This window comes from Kitasatospora sp. NPDC101157 (assembly GCF_044768255.1).
GTDB lineage: Bacteria > Actinomycetota > Actinomycetes > Streptomycetales > Streptomycetaceae > Kitasatospora.
Genome location: NZ_JBIWPL010000028.1, coordinates 39753 through 56105 on the forward strand (window position 1 = coordinate 39753; position 16353 = coordinate 56105).

Below are 16353 nucleotides of genomic sequence, written 5' to 3' on the forward strand. Positions count from 1 at the left end.
AGGACGATCCCGACGAGGGTGGACAGTCGGCCGCCGTGGCCGGGTGGGCGCTTCACGGGATCGCCTCTCAGACGGTCCGGGCGCGTCGGTCGGCGCGCAGGTAGAGAACGGCGAACACCAGTGACAGGACGATGAGCAGGTTGCTCATCGCGGCGCCGCGCCCGAAGTCGAACTGCCGGAAGGACAGTTCGTAGGACTGGGTGGCGATGGTCTCGGTGGCGTCGGCCGGTCCTCCGCCCGTGACCACCAGGATGACGTCCAGCACCTTGACGGTGTAGACCACGCCCAGCACGAGCACCACGCTCACCACCGGCCGCAGCAGCGGCCAGGTGATGTGGCGGAACGAGGCCAGTGGGCCGGCGCCGTCCAGCTTCGCCGCCTCGTACAGGTGCGGGGGGATGTCCTGCAGACCGCCGTACAGGATCGCGGTGTTGAAGGGGACGCCGACCCAGATGTTGACCAGGACCACCGACAGCAGCGCCTGGGAGGTGCCGGTGAGCCAGGGAACGCCGGACGACCGGAGGTGGAGGCCTCGCAGCACCGCGTTGACGACTCCGGTGTCGGGGTCGAGCATCCACTTCCAGGTGGTTCCGGAAGCGACCAGCGGCAGCAGCCACGGCAGCAGCAGGAGCGATCGCAGCACGCCGCCGAGCGGGAAACGGCGCCGGAAGAACAGGGCGAAGGCCAGGCCGATGGTGAACTGCCCCAGGACCGATCCGACCGTGAACACGGCCGTGGTCAGCAGGGTGCGGGGGAAGTGGCTCGACGAGAGGATCGCCGCGTAGTTCCGCAGCCCCACGAACGGGGCGTCACCGGTGTAGAAGCTCGTGACGGTGTACCGCTGAAAACTCATCATGGCGTTCTCGACGACCGGGTAGCCGAAGAACAGCAGCAGGTACGCGGCGGCGGGCGCGATGAACAGCCACCGCGCCCATCGCTCCCCGCACCGAAACGGCAGGGGGTCAGTGGCCGGTCGCGGTCTGCTGCGCATGGCTGAGGGCTTCCTCCGGTGTCTGCTCACCCGTCAGCGCGGACTGGATCGCGGTGTAGATCCCCGTCGCCGCCTTGGGCCACTCGACGCCGAGCTCGCTGGTACGGGCGCGCGCCGCCGCGACGCTCTGGGCGAAGGCGGCCATCGACGGGTTCTCCTCGGCGTGCTGGGCGGCCACCGAGGTGCGGGAGGGCACGGTGTGGTGCTCCTGGGCCAGGGTGAGCATGTTCGAGGGGGAGTTCAGGCAGGCGAGGACCCGGGCGGCCTTCTCCTGCCGGGCCTTGGAAGGGCTCTGCGGGACCGCCCACACCTCGCCGCCGAGTGGGGTGACCGGGCTCTGCCCCAGTCGGGGGACGGGCACGGAAGCCACTCCCCAGTGCAGGTTCGCGTCCTTCTCCAGGGCCGGGATGCGCCACGGGCCGTTGATCATCATGGCCGTCCGTCCGGCGACGAACTGGTCGTGGACGTCGGCCTGCGTCCAGTTCAGCACCGACTTCGACATGGATCCGCTCTTCACCATGTCGACCCAGAGCCGGAGCGCCTGCGCGGCCTGGGGGGTGTCCAACTGCCGTTCGTCACCGCCGTTGGACCACAGGAAGGGCAGGAACTGCCAGGTGCCCTCGAAGGTGGCGTTCGCGTCGACTGCCATGCCGTAGCGCCCGGGACGGGTCAACGCGGCCGCGGCCGCCTTCAGTTCGTCCCAGGTCCTCGGGACGGCGACGCCGGCCTCGGCGAGCATGTCCTTGTTGTAGATCAGGGCGACGGTGCTGACGTTGGGAGCCAGTCCGTACAGCTTGCCCTGGTAGGTGCCGGCCGACACGATGCCCTGGGCGAAGCCGTCGGCGTCGATGCCGTAGCCGTCCAGCGGGGTCAGTGCGCCGGTTCGGGCGATCTGCTGGAGGTCGGGGTTGTCGAGCATCAGCAGGTCGGGGAGGGTCCGCGAGGACGCCTGCTGCAGGACCTTGGGGATCAGGGACGCCCCTGGGACGCTCGTCTGCTCGACCCGCACTCCGACCGTTCGGCCGCACGCGGTGAGCAGGTCGCCCCATTGGGCGTGTTCGGCTTCGTCGGTGTAGTAGTCGAGTGCGGTGATGGCGGTGACCTCGCCCCCGGCCGACCCGGAACCGCTGCTGTGACCGCACCCGGCGGCGGCCGGCACCAGGAGAAGGAGCCCGGTCAGGAGGGCTGCGATCCGCCGAGCCGACGATCTGGCCGGTGAGATCATGCTGGTGCCTTTGCGGAGTGCCTGGGTGTCTGGGTTCGATCGGACTCTTCTGTTCGAACGCACATTAAACACCACCCCCGGGAGCACCCGTGGCGTGCCCGGTGGCCTCCCGGATCATCGCCACCACGGCGTCGGGCCGCGACAGCGGGACGGCATGCGAGGCGTCCAGCACGTACTCCGTGGCCGCCATGCGCTGGGCCATGAAGCGCTGGGCAGCGGGGTTGAGCATCCGGTCGGCGGTCGCGATGGCGTACCAGGACGGCTTGTCCGCCCAAGCCGGCGAGCCCGACCTGTCGGTCAGCGCGCCGCAGGAGATCGGGCGTTGTGCCGCGGCGAGCGCCTGCTCGACCGACGGTGGCAGGTCGTCGGCGTACACCTCCCGGAACCGCTCCGCACGGATGGACACCGCACTGTCAGGGCCGGCGGGCAGCGCCGCGGTGATGGCGGCGTCGGCCAGCGGTGAGGGGGCGAAGCGGTTGATGATGTCCAGCACGCACTCGCCGGCGTCGAGGCCGAACGCGGCGACGTAGCACAGGGCCACCACCTGGTCGGCGTCATCGGCCGCCTGGGTGATCACCGCACCGCCGTAGCCGTGGCCGACCAGGACGACGGGGGTGTCGAGCTCGCGCACCAGGCTCCGGACGCACGCGGCGTCATGCTCCAGGCCGCGCAACTGGTTCGCAGGGGCGTACACCGTCACGTCGGCGGCGCGCAGCCGGCCGATGACCTCCGACCAGGACGAGGCGTCGGTGAACGCCCCGTGAACCAGTACGACGGTCGGTGAAGCGGGGGTGGGGCCGTGCATGCCGGTGACCTTCGACTGGGCGGCGGAGTGGGACAGGGCGAAGTCCCAACCAAGCGGGTCCGGCCGTGTCGGCGCATCGCGTGAACGTACCAACGTGCCCCGCTCATCCCTCGGGAAGGGAGGCGACCAGGTTGGCGAGCTGGACCCGGGAGCCTATCGACAGTTTGCGGAACACGGACGTCAGATGGGTGTTGACGGTGTGCGGGGACACCACGAGCACGTCGGCGGCCGACCGGTTGGTGTGGCCCTGGGCGATGAGGCGTGCGACCTTCTCCTCCGAGGTGGTGAGGGCGCCCCAGCCCTGGACAGGTCGCCGTACGGTGGCCGCCCTGTGGCTTTCGCCTCCGGCACCCACCAGGGCGCGTTGGACGTGTGCCGCGGCGGCATGGGCACCAGCCTCGGCGAAGGTGCCCCGCGCGTGCGCCAGCGCGGCCACCGCCAGGCTTCGCCGCCCGGCGGCCAGCAGGGCCTGGCCGAGATCGGCGTGGGCGGCGGCCCTGGTCAGCGGGCGGGGGCTCGCTCCGAGAAGTTCCACGGCGTGTTCGAGCACGGCGGGGTCGTTCCGTACGAGCCCGCGGGCCTGCGCCGCGATGCCGGTGGCGGTCGGCACGGACGGGTTGCGCCCGGCGTGGGCCTCGGCCTGCTCGGCCAGGTCCTCGGCGAGCTGGTGCTCCTCGGCGCGCAGGGACATCCGGACCGCGGCGTCGACCCAGTCGCGCAGCAACCGCCACCGCATGAAGGGTCCTTGCCGCTGTACCTGGCGAATCCGGTCGACGGCGAGTCCGATGTCCCCGTCGGCCTCGGCGTGGACGGCCTCCAGGAAGCGCACCGCGGCCGTGTTGCCCGGGTTCGGTTTGACGGCCAGTCCCTTTCGGGCGGCGAGCAGGTGCTCCCGGGCCGCCTCCCGGTCGCCGCGCAGCAGGGCGATCCGGGAGCGGATCACCCGGCCGTTCACCTGCTGGACGGGCACCCGCACCTCGTCCTCCAGGCGTTCCATGGTCACGAAGTCGGCCTCGGCGTCGTCGAGGCGGCCGAGCCCCAGGTCGTGCTGGCCCTGGGCCCACAGCAGCATGGCCTGACGCACCGCCCCGCCCCGGTCCGCCGCGCGGAGGAGCAGGCGCTCACCGGAGGCGAAGTCGTCCACGTGCACGTGCGCGACGACCTCCTCGGGGAGGAAAGCGGAGTCGATGGTGCTGAGTGCGGCGAAGCGCTGCAGCGCGACCGCGTTCTCCCCCGCGTTCAGCGCGATCTCGCCCAGCCCGGACAGGGCCAGCACATGGGCCTCCCGGTCGCCGATCGCGGTGGCGGTCCGCAGCGCGGTCTCGCCGGCCTCCCGGGCCGCGGCCAGGTCGCCACCCCGGGACAGGGCCAGGGCGCGCAGGGCGGCCAGCCGGGCGCAGATCTCCGGGGCGGAGCCGCCGGCGGCGAGCGCGGCCTCGGCCCGGCGGCGTAGTTCCTCGGCGAGGTCCATGGTCCACAGTGCGCCGCCCAGGGCGGACTGGAGCCGGCCGAAGATCTCCAGCGGCGGCTGGCCGGCCAACAGCCGGTCGCCGGTCTCCAGCGCCTCGCGGTTGCGGCCGGCCCGGGCCAGGCAGAGGATCGCCTGCTCGCCCACCTCGAACTTCAACTCCCCGGCCGCCGGCGACAGTCCGAGGGCGCGCAGCATGAGGTCGGCCGCCGCGCCGGGAGTGACCGCCAGCACGTCGTCGGCCGCCCGCCGCAGCAGCGCCACGGCCTCCTCGTCCCCCGGCACGGCGCCCCGGAGGATGTGCGGCACCGCGTCGATCGGCTGCCGGCCTGCGGTGACCAGGCGGCGGGCGGCGTCGCGGTGCAGGGCCCTCCGGGCCGACGGCGGGATGTCGGCGTGGACCGCCTGGCGCAGCAGATCGTGCCGGAAGACCAGGTGGTCGCCGTCGTCGTCCAGGAGCCCGGCGCGCACCGCCTCCTCGAGCGCGGGGAGCAGAGCGGCGGCCGGGCGGTCGCAGAGCGCGGCGGCGTCCTCGAAGCCGAACCGGCGGCCCAGCACCGCGCCCATCTGGAGGAAGCGCAGCGTGCCGGGCTGCAGGGACCGGAGCCTGCCGCGCACGCCGACGACGAGCCGGGAGGGCATGACGTCCTGCGAGGCGTCGGCAGTCCGCAGTCCGGCCAGCATCTCGACCGCCAGGAACGGGTTCCCGCCGGCGCCGTCGAGCAGGTCCCGCACTCGTGCGTCGACCGCCGGTCCGAGCGTGTCGTCGGCCAGTTGACCGATGGCCGCGCCGGACAGCGGGCCCAGGGGCACCGTGACCGTCGCAAGGTTGCCGGCGGCGGCCGCCACGATCTCCTCCGCCGGGCCGGAGGGCTCCCGGCGCCCGGTCAGCAGCCACAGGACCGGCGAGGTCCGCAGGCGGGTCGGCAGCTGCTGCAGGGCGAACCGGCTCAGCGCGTCGGCCCACTGAACGTCGTCCAGACCGATCAGCACCGGCGTGTCGGTGGCCCTGGCCTCGATCGCCTCGGCCAGGCGCTCCACCAGCCAGATCCGCTGGTCGTGGTTGCGGGCGAGATCGGCGAGGTCGTCGTCGGACAGCAGCGGCCGGTCGCCGTGCAGGATGCTGGCCGCCAACGACGAGAGCGGCACGATGTGGTGCAGCTCATCGGCCTTGCCGAGGCCCACGGAGAACCCCGCCGCGGCGGCCCGGGCGGCGGCCTCGGCGAGCAGGGTGGTCTTGCCGATGCCTGGTTCCCCCTGGAGCAGGGCCAGCCCCCCGCTCCCGGTGCGGGCCACCGAGGCGATCAGCGCCTGGAGCTCTGCGAGCTCGGCCTCCCGGCCGCGCAGGCCACGATGGGACAGCGGACCGCCTGACCCTGCCATTCGAGCTTCTTCCCGTCCGCCCACGCCTGCCGAAGCCGGGCTCCGTCCATGGCGCGGTTCCCGGCTTCCAGAGGGTACGCGGTGGGTGGTCGGCTGCTGCACCGCAGGTGACGGCAGCGGGGCCCTCAGCCGGTGCGGCCGGGCAGTTCGGCGTCCCGGTGGTCCCGCCCCGGGCCCTGGGAGCTGCCGTGGACGAGGGGAGGCGGATTCGCCGTCCAGGCTAGGGAGGGGTGCCGGCGGGGATGTTCCGGTGGTGCACGGCGATGTGACGGTCTGCGCACTGTGGGGCCGCCGCACCGGGCGGGAGGTGGGTTCGTTCCGGCGGCGCCCGTTCTCGGGGACCGGCGTGTCAAGGGGCCTCGCCGGTCGTCGCCGCCTCGGTGATGGTGGTCCGAACTGCCCTGCGCTGCAAGCCTTTTCGTCTTCTGGGGAGGTGTGGGCGCGGCCTCCTCCGAGGAGCGGGCGCACTCGGGGCGAGCACTGTCCGGGTCGGGCGAAGCCGTCGGAACCTCGGTCTGTTGAATGTTTGTCCATCCCGTTCCACTCCTTGTATGAATGGCGCCGGGAGGCTTTTGATCATGAAGAAGTGGATCCAACGCGCTCGTCCGGGAGGCGAGGCGGTCCAGTCGTTGGTGGACGGCCTGGCGGAGAGGCTGGGCCGTTCCGTCGTCCTCGACGACCCGCTGGTGCGGATGATCTGCACCAGCCGGCACTTCGGCGACGAGGACAGGGTGCGCGTCCGCACCCTGCTGCAGGGCGTCGCGGACGACGAGAGCATCCGCTACGTGCTGTCGCAGGGCGTCGCCCAGTGGACCCGCCCGGGAGTGATTCCGGGGCGCGACGACCTGGGGCTGCAGCCCCGCTACTGCGTCCCGGTCCGCGAGCGGGGCCACATGCTGGGCATCCTCATGGTCGTGGCGACGGGAGAGCCCCTCACGGTGGCCGAGACCGAGGCCATCGACCGGACCGCCCGCGCCGTGGCGACCGAGATGTACGCCGAGCGGCTGGCCTCGGACGTCGAGGAGGAACACGTTCGCCGGCTGGTGAACCAGCTCGTCGGCACGGACTCGGCGCAGCGCTGCGAGGCGCACCGGCGCCTGGTGGACGACGGCCTGCTGCCGGCCGGCCCCCATGTCGTGGTGACCAGCGTGGCGGTCTCGGGGCAGCGGGGGGCGTCCGGTCAGGTCGCGGTGGCGCTGCGCGGTGCGCTGGACCCGTTCCGGCAGACCCGGGCGGCCCTCGGCCTGCTGGCGATCGAGCAGGACCGGGCGGTCCTGGTGCAGGTCTTCGAACGGGAGCCCGCGGAGGACGACCTCGACCAGCAGTGCCGCGCCGTCGTCCGCTCACTGAAGACCTTCCTGGGTCAGGAGGCGGCCACGGTGGTGGGCGTGGGTGGGCGCCAGACCGCACTCGCCGGTGCGTGGACCTCGTACGACCAGGCCCGGGTGGCGGCCCGGGCGGCCCGCCGGCTGCCCCAGCTGGGGGGCATCGGCGACTGGGAACGGCTCGGGGAGTACGCCGTGTTCCTCCAGTTGCCCGACGACGCGCTCAACGACTCGCTGGTGCCGCAGCCGCTGCGGCGCCTGTTGGAGGGCGGCGGAAGCTCTCGGCTGGAGGAGACCCTGCGTTGCTTCCTGGAGAACGCCGGTTCGGTGCCCAGGACGGCGGAGATCCTGGAGGTCCACCGCACCTCCTTGTACTACCGGCTTCGGCAGATCCAGGAGATCACCGGCCTGGACCTGGACAGCGGCGCGCACCGGCTCGTCCTGCACATGGGGCTGCGGCTGTGGGACCTGCTCCGGGCTCCCCAGGGCGGCGCTGCGGGCGGCGACGGGCTGGCCGCCACCGGGCGGCGGGGCCGCGTCACTACAGAGCGAGGAAGCTCCGTTGCTACAGAGGGATGAAGTCCCGTCGGGCAATCCCTACGTCGGTCGGTGGTCAACGATCCCCGCGCACAGCCAGACTCGTCACTACGAGCTGCCGCTCCTCCTCGATGACCTGCCGGTTTCGGGCTTCCTGAACCCAGGAGCCGACACGAACGGACAAGAACGAGCACCGTGTACCAACTGATCACCAAGAACCCCGGCGAGTCCAACGCCGTCATGGAGAAGTTCCTCTCCTGAACGCCCCGTCGCCGGCGGCGCCACCAGCGGGTGCCGAGCGGCGGGCCCCCAGCACCCGCACAGAACCACTTCCAACCGGTCGGAGCCTCCCGTGAGCCAGTCGGGTCCCTCACCCATGCCCGAAAGCGAGCACCGCCAGCTTGACCACGCCGCCCGCGAAGTCGGCAACGGCTGCATCGACATCCTCTCCCCGCCGCCCGGAACCGATCCCGAGGACTGCCTCTACGTCGCCCTGCACGTCCACGGCGCGGCCTCCGTCCGACGCGGCGGGGCCAGCACCGTGCTGGCCCCGGGGGACCTGCTGATCGGCACCACCCCGCACCCGGCGGGCCTGTTGCAGGACTCCGAGTGCCGGATGGTCCGCTTCCGCGTCCCCTGCTTCTACCTGGGCGTCCGGCAGAGCGACGTCCGGCGCGCGGGTTGGCTGATGGCGCGGGGGAGCGAGGGGATCGGTTCGCTCGCCTCCCAGTTCCTGTGCACCCTCGCCGCCCAGGCGCGGGCCCACCGGGCCCGGCCGGGCAACCATCTCGCGCGCAGTGTCTCCGACGTCGTCGCCATCCTGGTGACCGAGCTGCTCGACCGGGAGGACCCGGAACACCCCACCGGAGCGGCCGAGTTGCTGTCCCGGATCCGGGCCCACATCGAGCAGAACCTCGCCGATCCGGACCTCTCGCCCGAATCGATCGCCCGCTCGCAGCACATCTCGGTGCGCTATCTCCACAAGCTCTTCCAGCAGGACGGGATGACCGTGGGCCAGTGGGTGCGGCGGCGCCGGCTGGACGCCTGTCGCCGGGAGCTGGAGCGTCCGTCCCGTCGGCAGACCAGTGTGTCCGCCGTCGCGCACCGCTGGGGCTTCGTCAGCCACTCCCACTTCAGCCGGGCGTTCCGCGACGCCTTCGGCGTCTCGCCCCGCGAGTGGCAGGCCTACGCCACCCGGACCGAGGGCCACAACCCTGCCTCCTGATCCCTCCACCCGGTGCCATCCGAAAGGCCGCCATGCCCCTCACCAGGCCCACCGTCGTGCTCGTCCACGACGGCTGTTCCGACGCGACCAGCTGGTTCGGTGTCATCGCCGAACTCCACCGACGCGGCCTGACCGTCCTGGCCCTCGCGAACCCGCTGCGCGGACTGGCCCACGACGCCGCCTACCTGGCCTCCGTCCTCGCGAGCATGGACGGCCCCGTCGTCCTGGTCGGCCACTCCTACGGAGGCGCCGTGATCACGGAGGCCGGGGCCGCCCCCAACGTGATCTCGCTGGTCTACGTGGCCGCCTACCTCCCCGACGTGGGGGAGAGTCACGACGCGCTCGCGAGTCGCTTCACCCCCTCGCCGCTGATCGCCCGGCTGCGGCGCACCGAGTTCGCCACCGACGCCACCGACGACCGGGCGACCGAACTCACCGTTCCGGCGGAGTGCTTCCGGCCGTTCGTCGCCGCCGACTTGGACCAGGAGGTGGCGGAGGTGCTCGCCGCGCTCCAACGGCCCGTTGTCGAACGGGTGTTCACCGACGCACCGACCATGGCGGCCTGGCGCACCAAGCCCTCCTGGGCCCTGGTGACGGGCGCCGACCGGGCGCTGCCGCCGCCGATCCAACGCTTCACGGCACGGCGCGCCGGCGCCACCACTCTCGAACTGCCCGACGCTTCCCACGCCGTGGCCGTCTCCCGGCCTACCACGGTCGCGGAACTCATCCACGACGCCGCCGGGGCCGGGCCAGGCCCGACCGAGGTGTCTGCCGGGCGGAAAGAACGCAACCGGTGAGCGACGAAACGGTCGTCGCGGGGGCGGTCGAGGATCCGCACCCCGGGTGCTGCCCGTCCGAGCAGGTCGGAAGCGGTTCGTGCGGCCGGCGCCCGGTGCTGGAGCGGGAACTCGCGGAGTTCCTGGACGGCGGAGCCGGCCGGTCCACGACGGAACTGCCGGACCTCGCCGCTCCCACCTCCGACGGCCGCTCCGACAGCGGGCAGGAGGAGTACGAGGACGATCCGTACGGCACCACGTCGGAGTGGTTCGCCCTGCCGTTCGGACCGACCGGGCGGGTGCGGGTCCAGGTGACCAGGCCCGTCGGCGGTGCCGAGCCGAGCCCGGTGGTGCTGTTCCTGACAGGTCTGGGTTGGTCGCTCGGGGACGCCGCCTGCTACGGCCCGTTGATCCGGGACGTCGCCCTGGGTACCGACGCCGCCGTCGTGTACGTGGAGTACGACCGGGCGCCCGCCGCGCGCTACCCGGTGGCCGTCGAGCAGTGCTACGCCGTGGCCCGCTGGATCCGTGCACACGGCCAGGAGGTCGGGCTGGTGGGGGACCGGATCGCCGCCGTAGGTGACTCCGCGGGGGCCAATCTGGTGGCGGCCCTGACGTTGCTCGCCCGGGAGCGCGGAGACGTACGGCTGGTGCACCAGGTGCTGCTGTGCCCGGTGACCGACGCGGACTTCGACACCGCCTCCTACCGCCGGTTCGCGACCGGGTACTTCCTGCACCGCGACCACATGCGCCGGTTCTGGGACGACTACCTGCCGGAGCCGCACCGGCGGCGGGAGGCCGTCGCCGCGCCGCTGCGGGCGACCCTGGAACAGCTCGCCGGGCTCCCCCCGGCGCTGGTGGTCACCGCCGAGGCCGATGTGCTGCGGGACGAGGGCGAGGCCTACGCCGCCCGGCTCCGGCTGGCGGGCGTCCCGGTGGTGGCGACGCGCTACCAGGGGGTGTCGCACGGCTTCCTGCTGCTCGGCGCACGCTGCCCCACCGGCACAGCCAGGGCCGCGCTGCTGCAGGTCGTCGATACCGTCCACATGGCGCTGCACCGCCCGTCCTGGTGAGGGCGGGCGGTGCAGCGCCGGGTACGGGCGTGGCCTGCGGGGGCGGTCACCGGTCTGTGTGGATCTCCGCGACGTAGCCGCCCGGGAACCGGACCATCGCGCTCTCCCGGCCGCCCGCGCGGGCCGGCCCCGACAGCACCGTGGCGCCGGCGGCCTTCGCCCGGTTCAGGGTCGCGCCGAGGTCCGGCACGCCGTAGCCGGTGGTCTCCAGACCGAACGGGTGGGGCAGGTGGCCGTCCGTCACCGTGACGGTGGTGGTGCCGAAGCCGGAGGTGAGACGGATGAGCCGGTAGGTCGTCCCCGGCAGGCCGATCGCGGCGCCGTCGGCGTGCCGGTCGTCGGAGACGATGCGGCCCCTGGTGAAGGCGAGGTAGCTGTCCAGGAAGGCGCGGACCGAGTCCGGCGACAGGTAGAGCCGGTTCTCCGGCACGTCGGCCAGGGCCGGGTACGACGTCGGGGCGTTGTGCACGTAGAGCTGCGCGTTGATCCCACCGGGGAACTGGACGACGGCATCCCGGCCGATCGGGTCGGCGAACGGCGCCACGGTGACGGCCGCGCCGTCGGCGCGGGCGGCTCGGACCGCCTGGTCGAGGTCGGTCACCAGCCAGCCGGTGCGCTCGGTGCCGAACGGGTACGGGACGGGCGTGGTGTAGTCGAACACCGACAGCGTGCCGACCGGCGACACCACCAGCTCGGACAGCGTCCGGCTGGGCGTCGGGGTCACCTGGGTGGAGACCGGCCCGATCGTGGTGCCGCCGAAGGTGGACGTCCAGCTGGTCACGAAGGCCTGCTCGGTGCCGGGTGCGACGTAGACGTGGGTGGTGTCGTACTGCGGGCCGACGGCGAACTGCTGGTGCGGTCCCGGCTTCGCCGGGGTGCTCTGGGTCGCCGAGGCGGTGGGGATCGCCGTCAGTGCGGCGACCGCCGCGACCAACGGGACCACGCGTCGGGCGAGTCGAAGCTTCACGGGTGACCTCCTGGTCATGGTTCGCGCCCGGAGCCCGCTCGAACGGGCTCCGGGCGCGGGTTGTGTGACCGGGACCGCCGTCGCCGTCCGGGTCTGGGGCGGTGACGGCGGTCCCGGCGATGGGACGGACGGCCGCGGTCGGGGGAACGCGGCCGTCCGGGTCACTTCGCGAGGAAGGCGAGCAGCGCGGTGTTCACTTCCTCGGCGTGGGTCCAGAGCAGGCCGTGCGGCGCGCCCTCGATCTCCACGTACTCGGCGGAGGGCAGCGCGCGGTGGAACGGCCGGGCGGTGTTCTCCACCGGCAGGATGCGGTCGCCGGTGCCGTGCAGGATCAGGGCGGGGACGTCGATGCGCGGGATGTCGGCGCGGAAGTCCGTGTACCAGGTGGTCGGGGCGGCCGAGGCGGCGAAGGAACCGCCGCTCGCCGCGACGTCCCAGCTGTTGCGGACGGCCTCCTCGCTGATCCGGCTGCCGAGGTTCTCGTCCAGGTTGTAGAAGTCCTGGTAGAAGGCGGTGTAGTAGGCGTACCGGTCGGCCTTCACGGTGGCGACGATGCCGTCGAAGAAGTCCTTCGTGGCGACGCCGTCCGGGTTGTCGTCGGTCTTCAGCAGGAACGGCTCCAGGGAGGCCAGGAAGGCGACCTTGGCGACACGGGCGGAGCCGAACCGGGAGACGTACCGGGCGACCTCGCCGGTGCCCATCGAGAAGCCGACCAGCACGGCGTCCTGGACGTCGAGGGTCTCCAGCACGGTGTTGAGGTCCGCGGCGAAGGTGTCGTAGTCGTAGCCGATGGTCGGCTGCGAGGACTGGCCGAAACCGCGGCGGTCGTAGGTGATCACCCGGTAGCCGGCGTCGAGCAGCGCGGCGCTCTGCCGCTCCCAGGAGTGCCCGCTCAGCGGGAACCCGTGGATGAGGACGACCGGCTGCCCGGTGCCGTGGTCCTCGTAGTAGAGGTCGATGGAGGTGGAGTTCTCCTGGCCAACGGTGATGAACGGCATGGGGTTTCCTATCTTCCGGACAGCGTGTGGCTGCGATGGGGCTCACACTAGGGGCGGCCGCCACCGGCTTGTTGCCCGTGAGAGCACCCGGTGTCGTCCGAGAGTGCTCCGCGTGCGCCCGGCGGCTCACGCGGGCTCAACTCCCACGCGGATGCGCGGAAGGACCGTAGGCAGTGCGCGGTCGGAACAGGCCGTGGGCTCGCGCGTTCCTAGCCTGTTCCCCGAACAGTCCAGCTGTCCCCAGGAGCGCCATGACCAGCCAGCCACACCTTCATCAACACGCCGCCGAGATCCGGGAGTTCGGCAGCGTCATCCAGCTGCCGATCGCGCTCTCCCACGACGCCCGGCAGTACTCGTGCCAGCGGCTCAACCGCGTCCTCGCGGACACCCAGTTCCTGTACGCGCTGTACAAGAAGTGCCACTGGGGCATGCACGGGCCGACCGCCTACCAACTGCACCTGCTCTTCGACAAGCACGCCCAGGAGCAACTGGAGCTGGTCGACGCGCTCGCCGAACGGGTGCAGACGCTCGGCGGGGTCGCCGTGGGCGACCCCCGGCACGCCGCGCGGATCACCGGGGTGCCGCGCCCGCCGGACGGCATCGAGGACGTGCACTCGATGCTCTCCCGGCTCCTCGACGCGCACGAGACCATCCTCGCCGACGTCCGCGACGCCGCCACCCGGGTGGCTGGGCTCGGCGACGACGGTACCCAGGACCTCCTGGTCTCCCAGATCGTCCGCACCGGTGAGACCCAGGTCTGGTTCCTCGCCGAGCACCTGGTCGTCACCCCCGAGACCGGGGCGTGACCGCGGGCCGGGTCTGTTCGTCGGCGGGCCCGGCCCGCTCAGTGCCGGGTCCGTTCGTCGGCGGGCCCGGCACCTTTTCGTGCCGTTCACCGGCTTCGGCGCTGCCCGCGCGATCGCGGAGGCCGTGCGGGCGGCCGGTGGTTCGGCCGGTGGGCGGCCGTACCTGTCCCACCCGTCGTCCTTGGAGTGCCGTGCCCGGACGACATCCGTTCCCCCGCCAGGGCCCCGCGGCGGGCGCGGTCGCGGCCGGGGAGCGGTGCCGCGGACCCCGTAGGCCGTGGACAAACGCGACTCGGCTGTGCTCGTCCCCGAGGACCGGGTCGGAGCACAGCCGAGTCCCGTCCCGCCGTCGGATGCGGACGGTCGGACGGGGCCACCGACTACAGGGTCCGGCGCACACCGGCCTGCCGTTCCAGCCGGTTCAGCTGGTCGGCCAGCCCCGCGTGCATGGCCTCCCGCACATGACCGCTGCGACCGATCCACAGGGCCTCCCTGCCCCGGAGCTCCTCCAACATCAGGGCGTAGGCGGCGTACATCGCGACTGCGGCCAGGAGCATGCCGAGCGCCCCGGCGGACCGGCCCAGCCAGGCCGCACCCGAGAGGCCGTAGAGGCCGGCGACGAAGTAGCGCGGTACGGCGATCAGCAGTAGCACCCACAGCACCTTCTTCGGCTTGGCCACCGATGCCATCAGCGCGGCGAAGACCGTGAAGGCCAGGTTCATCACGCCCAGCACCTGGCCCCCGCCGTGGGCGTCCGTCGACGTGACCAGCCCGTTGGCCAGCCAGGCGCCGGCGAACCCGCCCATCAGCGTCGCCGCGATGACGTCCCGGGCACCGAACGCCAGGATGCTGACCAGGAGTTGGAGCACGAAGGCGGAGAAGACCGTGAGTGCCACGGCCTGCCGGTGCGCACCGTCGACAAGGCCGAGCTGCAGGCTGCTGGTCACGACCGAGGAGATGGCCACCGTGAAGAAGCCCAGGGGCATCGGCGAGGCGATCGGCCGCAGGGTGATCCGTGTCATGGCGTGCAGGTTCGGCTCGGCTCCGGTGCCGGCCGTCGGATCCGTGCCGGTGGGCGTCTCGATCCCGGCCACCGTCGGGTCCGGCTCACGCGCGCGCTCGTCTTCCCTCGTTGCCGCCACCATCATCTCGCTCCTCGCTCTCGATACTTCGCGTCCTTGGGGTGGCCGCCGACAGGGCGGCCACCCGCTTCCTCGGCGACGCGCCCGGTTGGTGGGGCGAAATCGCCTCAGAAGACTATGAGTTGGGATGGTCCGGGACTTGACCCGATGTGTACGGCCACTGTTGTGCCCGTGCCCGCCGAGGAAGCCGGGCCTCAGCCGCGGTACGTCTCCAGTAGGCGCAGCCAGACTTCGCTGATGGCCGGGTAGGCGGGCACCGCGTGCCAGAGCCGACCGATCGGCACCTCGGCGGTGACGGCGACGGTCGCCGAGTGCAGCAGCTCCGCGACCCCGGCGCCGACGAAGGTGGCCCCCACCACGGTCTCCCGGTCCAGGTCGATGACGGCCCGTGCCCGGCCGCGGTATCCGTCGGCGTGCAGCGAGGCGCCCGCCACGTCGCCGATCTCGTAGTCGACGGCCCGCACCCGCAGGCCCCGCGCGGTCGCGTCGGCGAGGGTGAGGCCGACCGAGGCCGCCTCCGGGTCGGTGAAGACGACCTGGGGCGCGCCGGCCCGGTCGGCGGTCGCGACGCTGCGCCCCCAGGGGGCGAGGTCCAGCTCCCGGCCGGCCGCTCGGTCGGCGATCACCGTGCCGAACACCCGGGCCTGGTACTTGCCCTGATGGGTCAACAGGGAGCGGCCGTTGACGTCGCCGGCGGCGTAGAGCCAGCCGCCGTCCACGGCGACGGCCAGCCCGGTGTCGTCCACCTCTATCCAGCCGCCGGGTTCCAGGCCGACGCTCTCCAACCCGAGGTCCGCCGTGGCGGCCCGCCGCCCGGTGGCGAACAGCACCTCGGTGGCGCGGAGTTCGCCGTGCTCGCCGAGGTCCAGGACGACCTCGCCGTCGCGGCTGAGGCCGTGCACCGACACCCCGGTCCGCAAGTCGACACCGGAGCCCCGGAGGGCGGCGGCGGTGAGCTCGCCCGCGAAGGGTTCCATCCGCGGCAGCAGCCCGGACCCGCGGACGAGCAGGGTCACCCGGCTGCCCAGCGCGCTCCAGGCCGTGGCCATCTCCGCGGCGACGGCGCCGCCGCCGACGACGGCCAGCCGGGCGGGGACCTCGGCGGCGCTGGTCGCCTCACGGCTCGTCCACACGCCCGCGCGCTCCAGGCCCGGAAGGTCGGGCAGGGCGGCCCGGGTGCCGGTGCAGACCGCTACGGCGTGCCGCGCGGTCAGCACGCGGCGGGTTCCGTCGGCGCCGTCCACCACGACGCGCCGCGCGCCGTCCAGCCGGCCGTGCCCGCGGACCAGCGTGATCCCGGCGGAGTCCAGCCAGGCCACCTGGCCGTGGTCCTGCCAGTGCGAGGCGAAGGCGTCGCGCCGGCGCAGCACCGCCACGGCGTCCGGAGCGCCCGTGACCGCCCCCCGGGCGCCGCGCAGCCGCTGCGCGTCCCGCAGGGCGGACGGCGGGCGGAGCATCGCCTTGCTCGGCATGCAGGCCCAGTACGAGCACTCGCCCCCGACGAGCTCCCGCTCCACGACCGCCACGCTCAGGCCGCCCGCCCTCGCGCGATCGGCGAGGTTCTCGCCGGTCGGACCGGCGCCCAGCACCACGACGTCGAACTCTTCGGATCCACTCATCTTCAGCCACCTC

General features: G+C 72.9%; 13 protein-coding genes. 5 read left to right on the forward strand and 8 right to left on the reverse strand.

Going from position 1 to position 16353, the window contains the following annotated elements; all coding sequences use genetic code 11:
• Positions 1 to 67: 67 nt before the first annotated feature.
• From ACIRVF_RS35840 to ACIRVF_RS35855, 4 genes are all read right to left on the reverse strand, one after another.
• On the reverse strand, positions 68 to 991 hold the full coding sequence (locus tag ACIRVF_RS35840; protein WP_402827664.1) for a carbohydrate ABC transporter permease: 924 nt from the start codon (positions 989 to 991) through the stop codon (positions 68 to 70).
• Positions 963 to 2150 carry an ABC transporter substrate-binding protein gene (locus ACIRVF_RS35845; RefSeq protein ID WP_402827667.1) on the reverse strand — a complete coding sequence of 396 codons (1188 nt, stop codon included), beginning with the start codon at positions 2148 to 2150 and terminating at the stop codon, positions 963 to 965. The genes ACIRVF_RS35840 and ACIRVF_RS35845 overlap by 29 nt, the downstream gene beginning before the upstream one ends.
• 130 nt (positions 2151 to 2280) lie before the next feature.
• Positions 2281 to 3021: an alpha/beta fold hydrolase gene (locus ACIRVF_RS35850; RefSeq protein ID WP_402827670.1), complete on the reverse strand. Its 741-nt coding sequence runs from the start codon at positions 3019 to 3021 to the stop codon at positions 2281 to 2283.
• Positions 3022 to 3124: 103 nt separating this feature from the next.
• Positions 3125 to 5872 (reverse strand): AAA family ATPase, encoded by a 2748-nt coding sequence (locus ACIRVF_RS35855; RefSeq protein WP_402827673.1) that lies wholly within the window; start codon positions 5870 to 5872, stop codon positions 3125 to 3127.
• Positions 5873 to 6450: 578 nt separating this feature from the next.
• On the opposite strand from ACIRVF_RS35855, the gene ACIRVF_RS35860 reads away from it, so the two are divergent.
• The 4 genes from ACIRVF_RS35860 to ACIRVF_RS35875 all read left to right on the forward strand — a co-directional run bounded on the left by ACIRVF_RS35860 (position 6451) and on the right by ACIRVF_RS35875 (position 10808).
• Entirely contained in the window at positions 6451 to 7776 is a 1326-nt protein-coding gene (locus ACIRVF_RS35860) for a PucR family transcriptional regulator (RefSeq protein WP_402827676.1), read from the forward strand.
• 334 nt (positions 7777 to 8110) lie between these two features.
• The gene (locus ACIRVF_RS35865) at positions 8111 to 8959 is read left to right on the forward strand and encodes a helix-turn-helix domain-containing protein (protein WP_402827679.1); all 849 of its coding nucleotides are present in this window, start codon (positions 8111 to 8113) and stop codon (positions 8957 to 8959) included.
• A gap of 32 nt (positions 8960 to 8991) precedes the next feature.
• Entirely contained in the window at positions 8992 to 9756 is a 765-nt protein-coding gene (locus ACIRVF_RS35870) for an alpha/beta fold hydrolase (RefSeq protein WP_402827682.1), read from the forward strand.
• Positions 9753 to 10808, forward strand: a complete 1056-nt coding sequence (locus tag ACIRVF_RS35875; protein ID WP_402827685.1) for an alpha/beta hydrolase — start codon at positions 9753 to 9755, stop codon at positions 10806 to 10808. Before ACIRVF_RS35870 ends, ACIRVF_RS35875 begins: the two co-directional genes overlap by 4 nt.
• 46 nt (positions 10809 to 10854) lie before the next feature.
• On the opposite strand, the gene ACIRVF_RS35880 is transcribed toward ACIRVF_RS35875, so the two are convergent.
• Together ACIRVF_RS35880 and ACIRVF_RS35885 are read right to left on the reverse strand one after the other, a co-directional pair.
• Positions 10855 to 11775 carry a VOC family protein gene (locus ACIRVF_RS35880; RefSeq protein ID WP_402827688.1) on the reverse strand — a complete coding sequence of 307 codons (921 nt, stop codon included), beginning with the start codon at positions 11773 to 11775 and terminating at the stop codon, positions 10855 to 10857.
• 161 nt (positions 11776 to 11936) lie between these two features.
• Positions 11937 to 12773: an alpha/beta fold hydrolase gene (locus tag ACIRVF_RS35885; protein WP_402827691.1), complete on the reverse strand. Its 837-nt coding sequence runs from the start codon at positions 12771 to 12773 to the stop codon at positions 11937 to 11939.
• 251 nt (positions 12774 to 13024) lie between these two features.
• Between ACIRVF_RS35885 and ACIRVF_RS35890 the strand changes: the two genes are divergently transcribed.
• On the forward strand, positions 13025 to 13579 hold the full coding sequence (locus ACIRVF_RS35890) for a Dps family protein (protein WP_402827694.1): 555 nt from the start codon (positions 13025 to 13027) through the stop codon (positions 13577 to 13579).
• A gap of 380 nt (positions 13580 to 13959) precedes the next feature.
• On the opposite strand, the gene ACIRVF_RS35895 is transcribed toward ACIRVF_RS35890, so the two are convergent.
• Entirely contained in the window at positions 13960 to 14727 is a 768-nt protein-coding gene (locus ACIRVF_RS35895) for a GPR1/FUN34/YaaH family transporter (RefSeq protein ID WP_402827697.1), read from the reverse strand.
• Between the two features lie 188 nt (positions 14728 to 14915).
• Positions 14916 to 16340, reverse strand: a complete 1425-nt coding sequence (locus tag ACIRVF_RS35900; RefSeq protein WP_402827700.1) for a dihydrolipoyl dehydrogenase family protein — start codon at positions 16338 to 16340, stop codon at positions 14916 to 14918.
• Between the last annotated feature and the right edge of the window lie 13 nt (positions 16341 to 16353).

What these genes read in the sequence shown, in the direction of transcription:
- ACIRVF_RS35840 (WP_402827664.1), bottom strand. Translation starts at nt 991, where the DNA reads ATGCGCAGCAGACCGCGACCGGCCACTGACCCCCTGCCGTTTCGGTGC.
- ACIRVF_RS35850 (WP_402827670.1), bottom strand. Translation starts at nt 3,021, where the DNA reads ATGCACGGCCCCACCCCCGCTTCACCGACCGTCGTACTGGTTCACGGG.
- ACIRVF_RS35855 (WP_402827673.1), bottom strand. Translation starts at nt 5,872, where the DNA reads ATGGCAGGGTCAGGCGGTCCGCTGTCCCATCGTGGCCTGCGCGGCCGG.
- ACIRVF_RS35860 (WP_402827676.1), top strand. Translation starts at nt 6,451, where the DNA reads ATGAAGAAGTGGATCCAACGCGCTCGTCCGGGAGGCGAGGCGGTCCAG.
- ACIRVF_RS35865 (WP_402827679.1), top strand. Translation starts at nt 8,111, where the DNA reads ATGCCCGAAAGCGAGCACCGCCAGCTTGACCACGCCGCCCGCGAAGTC.
- ACIRVF_RS35870 (WP_402827682.1), top strand. Translation starts at nt 8,992, where the DNA reads ATGCCCCTCACCAGGCCCACCGTCGTGCTCGTCCACGACGGCTGTTCC.
- ACIRVF_RS35885 (WP_402827691.1), bottom strand. Translation starts at nt 12,773, where the DNA reads ATGCCGTTCATCACCGTTGGCCAGGAGAACTCCACCTCCATCGACCTC.
- ACIRVF_RS35890 (WP_402827694.1), top strand. Translation starts at nt 13,025, where the DNA reads ATGACCAGCCAGCCACACCTTCATCAACACGCCGCCGAGATCCGGGAG.
- ACIRVF_RS35895 (WP_402827697.1), bottom strand. Translation starts at nt 14,727, where the DNA reads ATGATGGTGGCGGCAACGAGGGAAGACGAGCGCGCGCGTGAGCCGGAC.
- ACIRVF_RS35900 (WP_402827700.1), bottom strand. Translation starts at nt 16,340, where the DNA reads ATGAGTGGATCCGAAGAGTTCGACGTCGTGGTGCTGGGCGCCGGTCCG.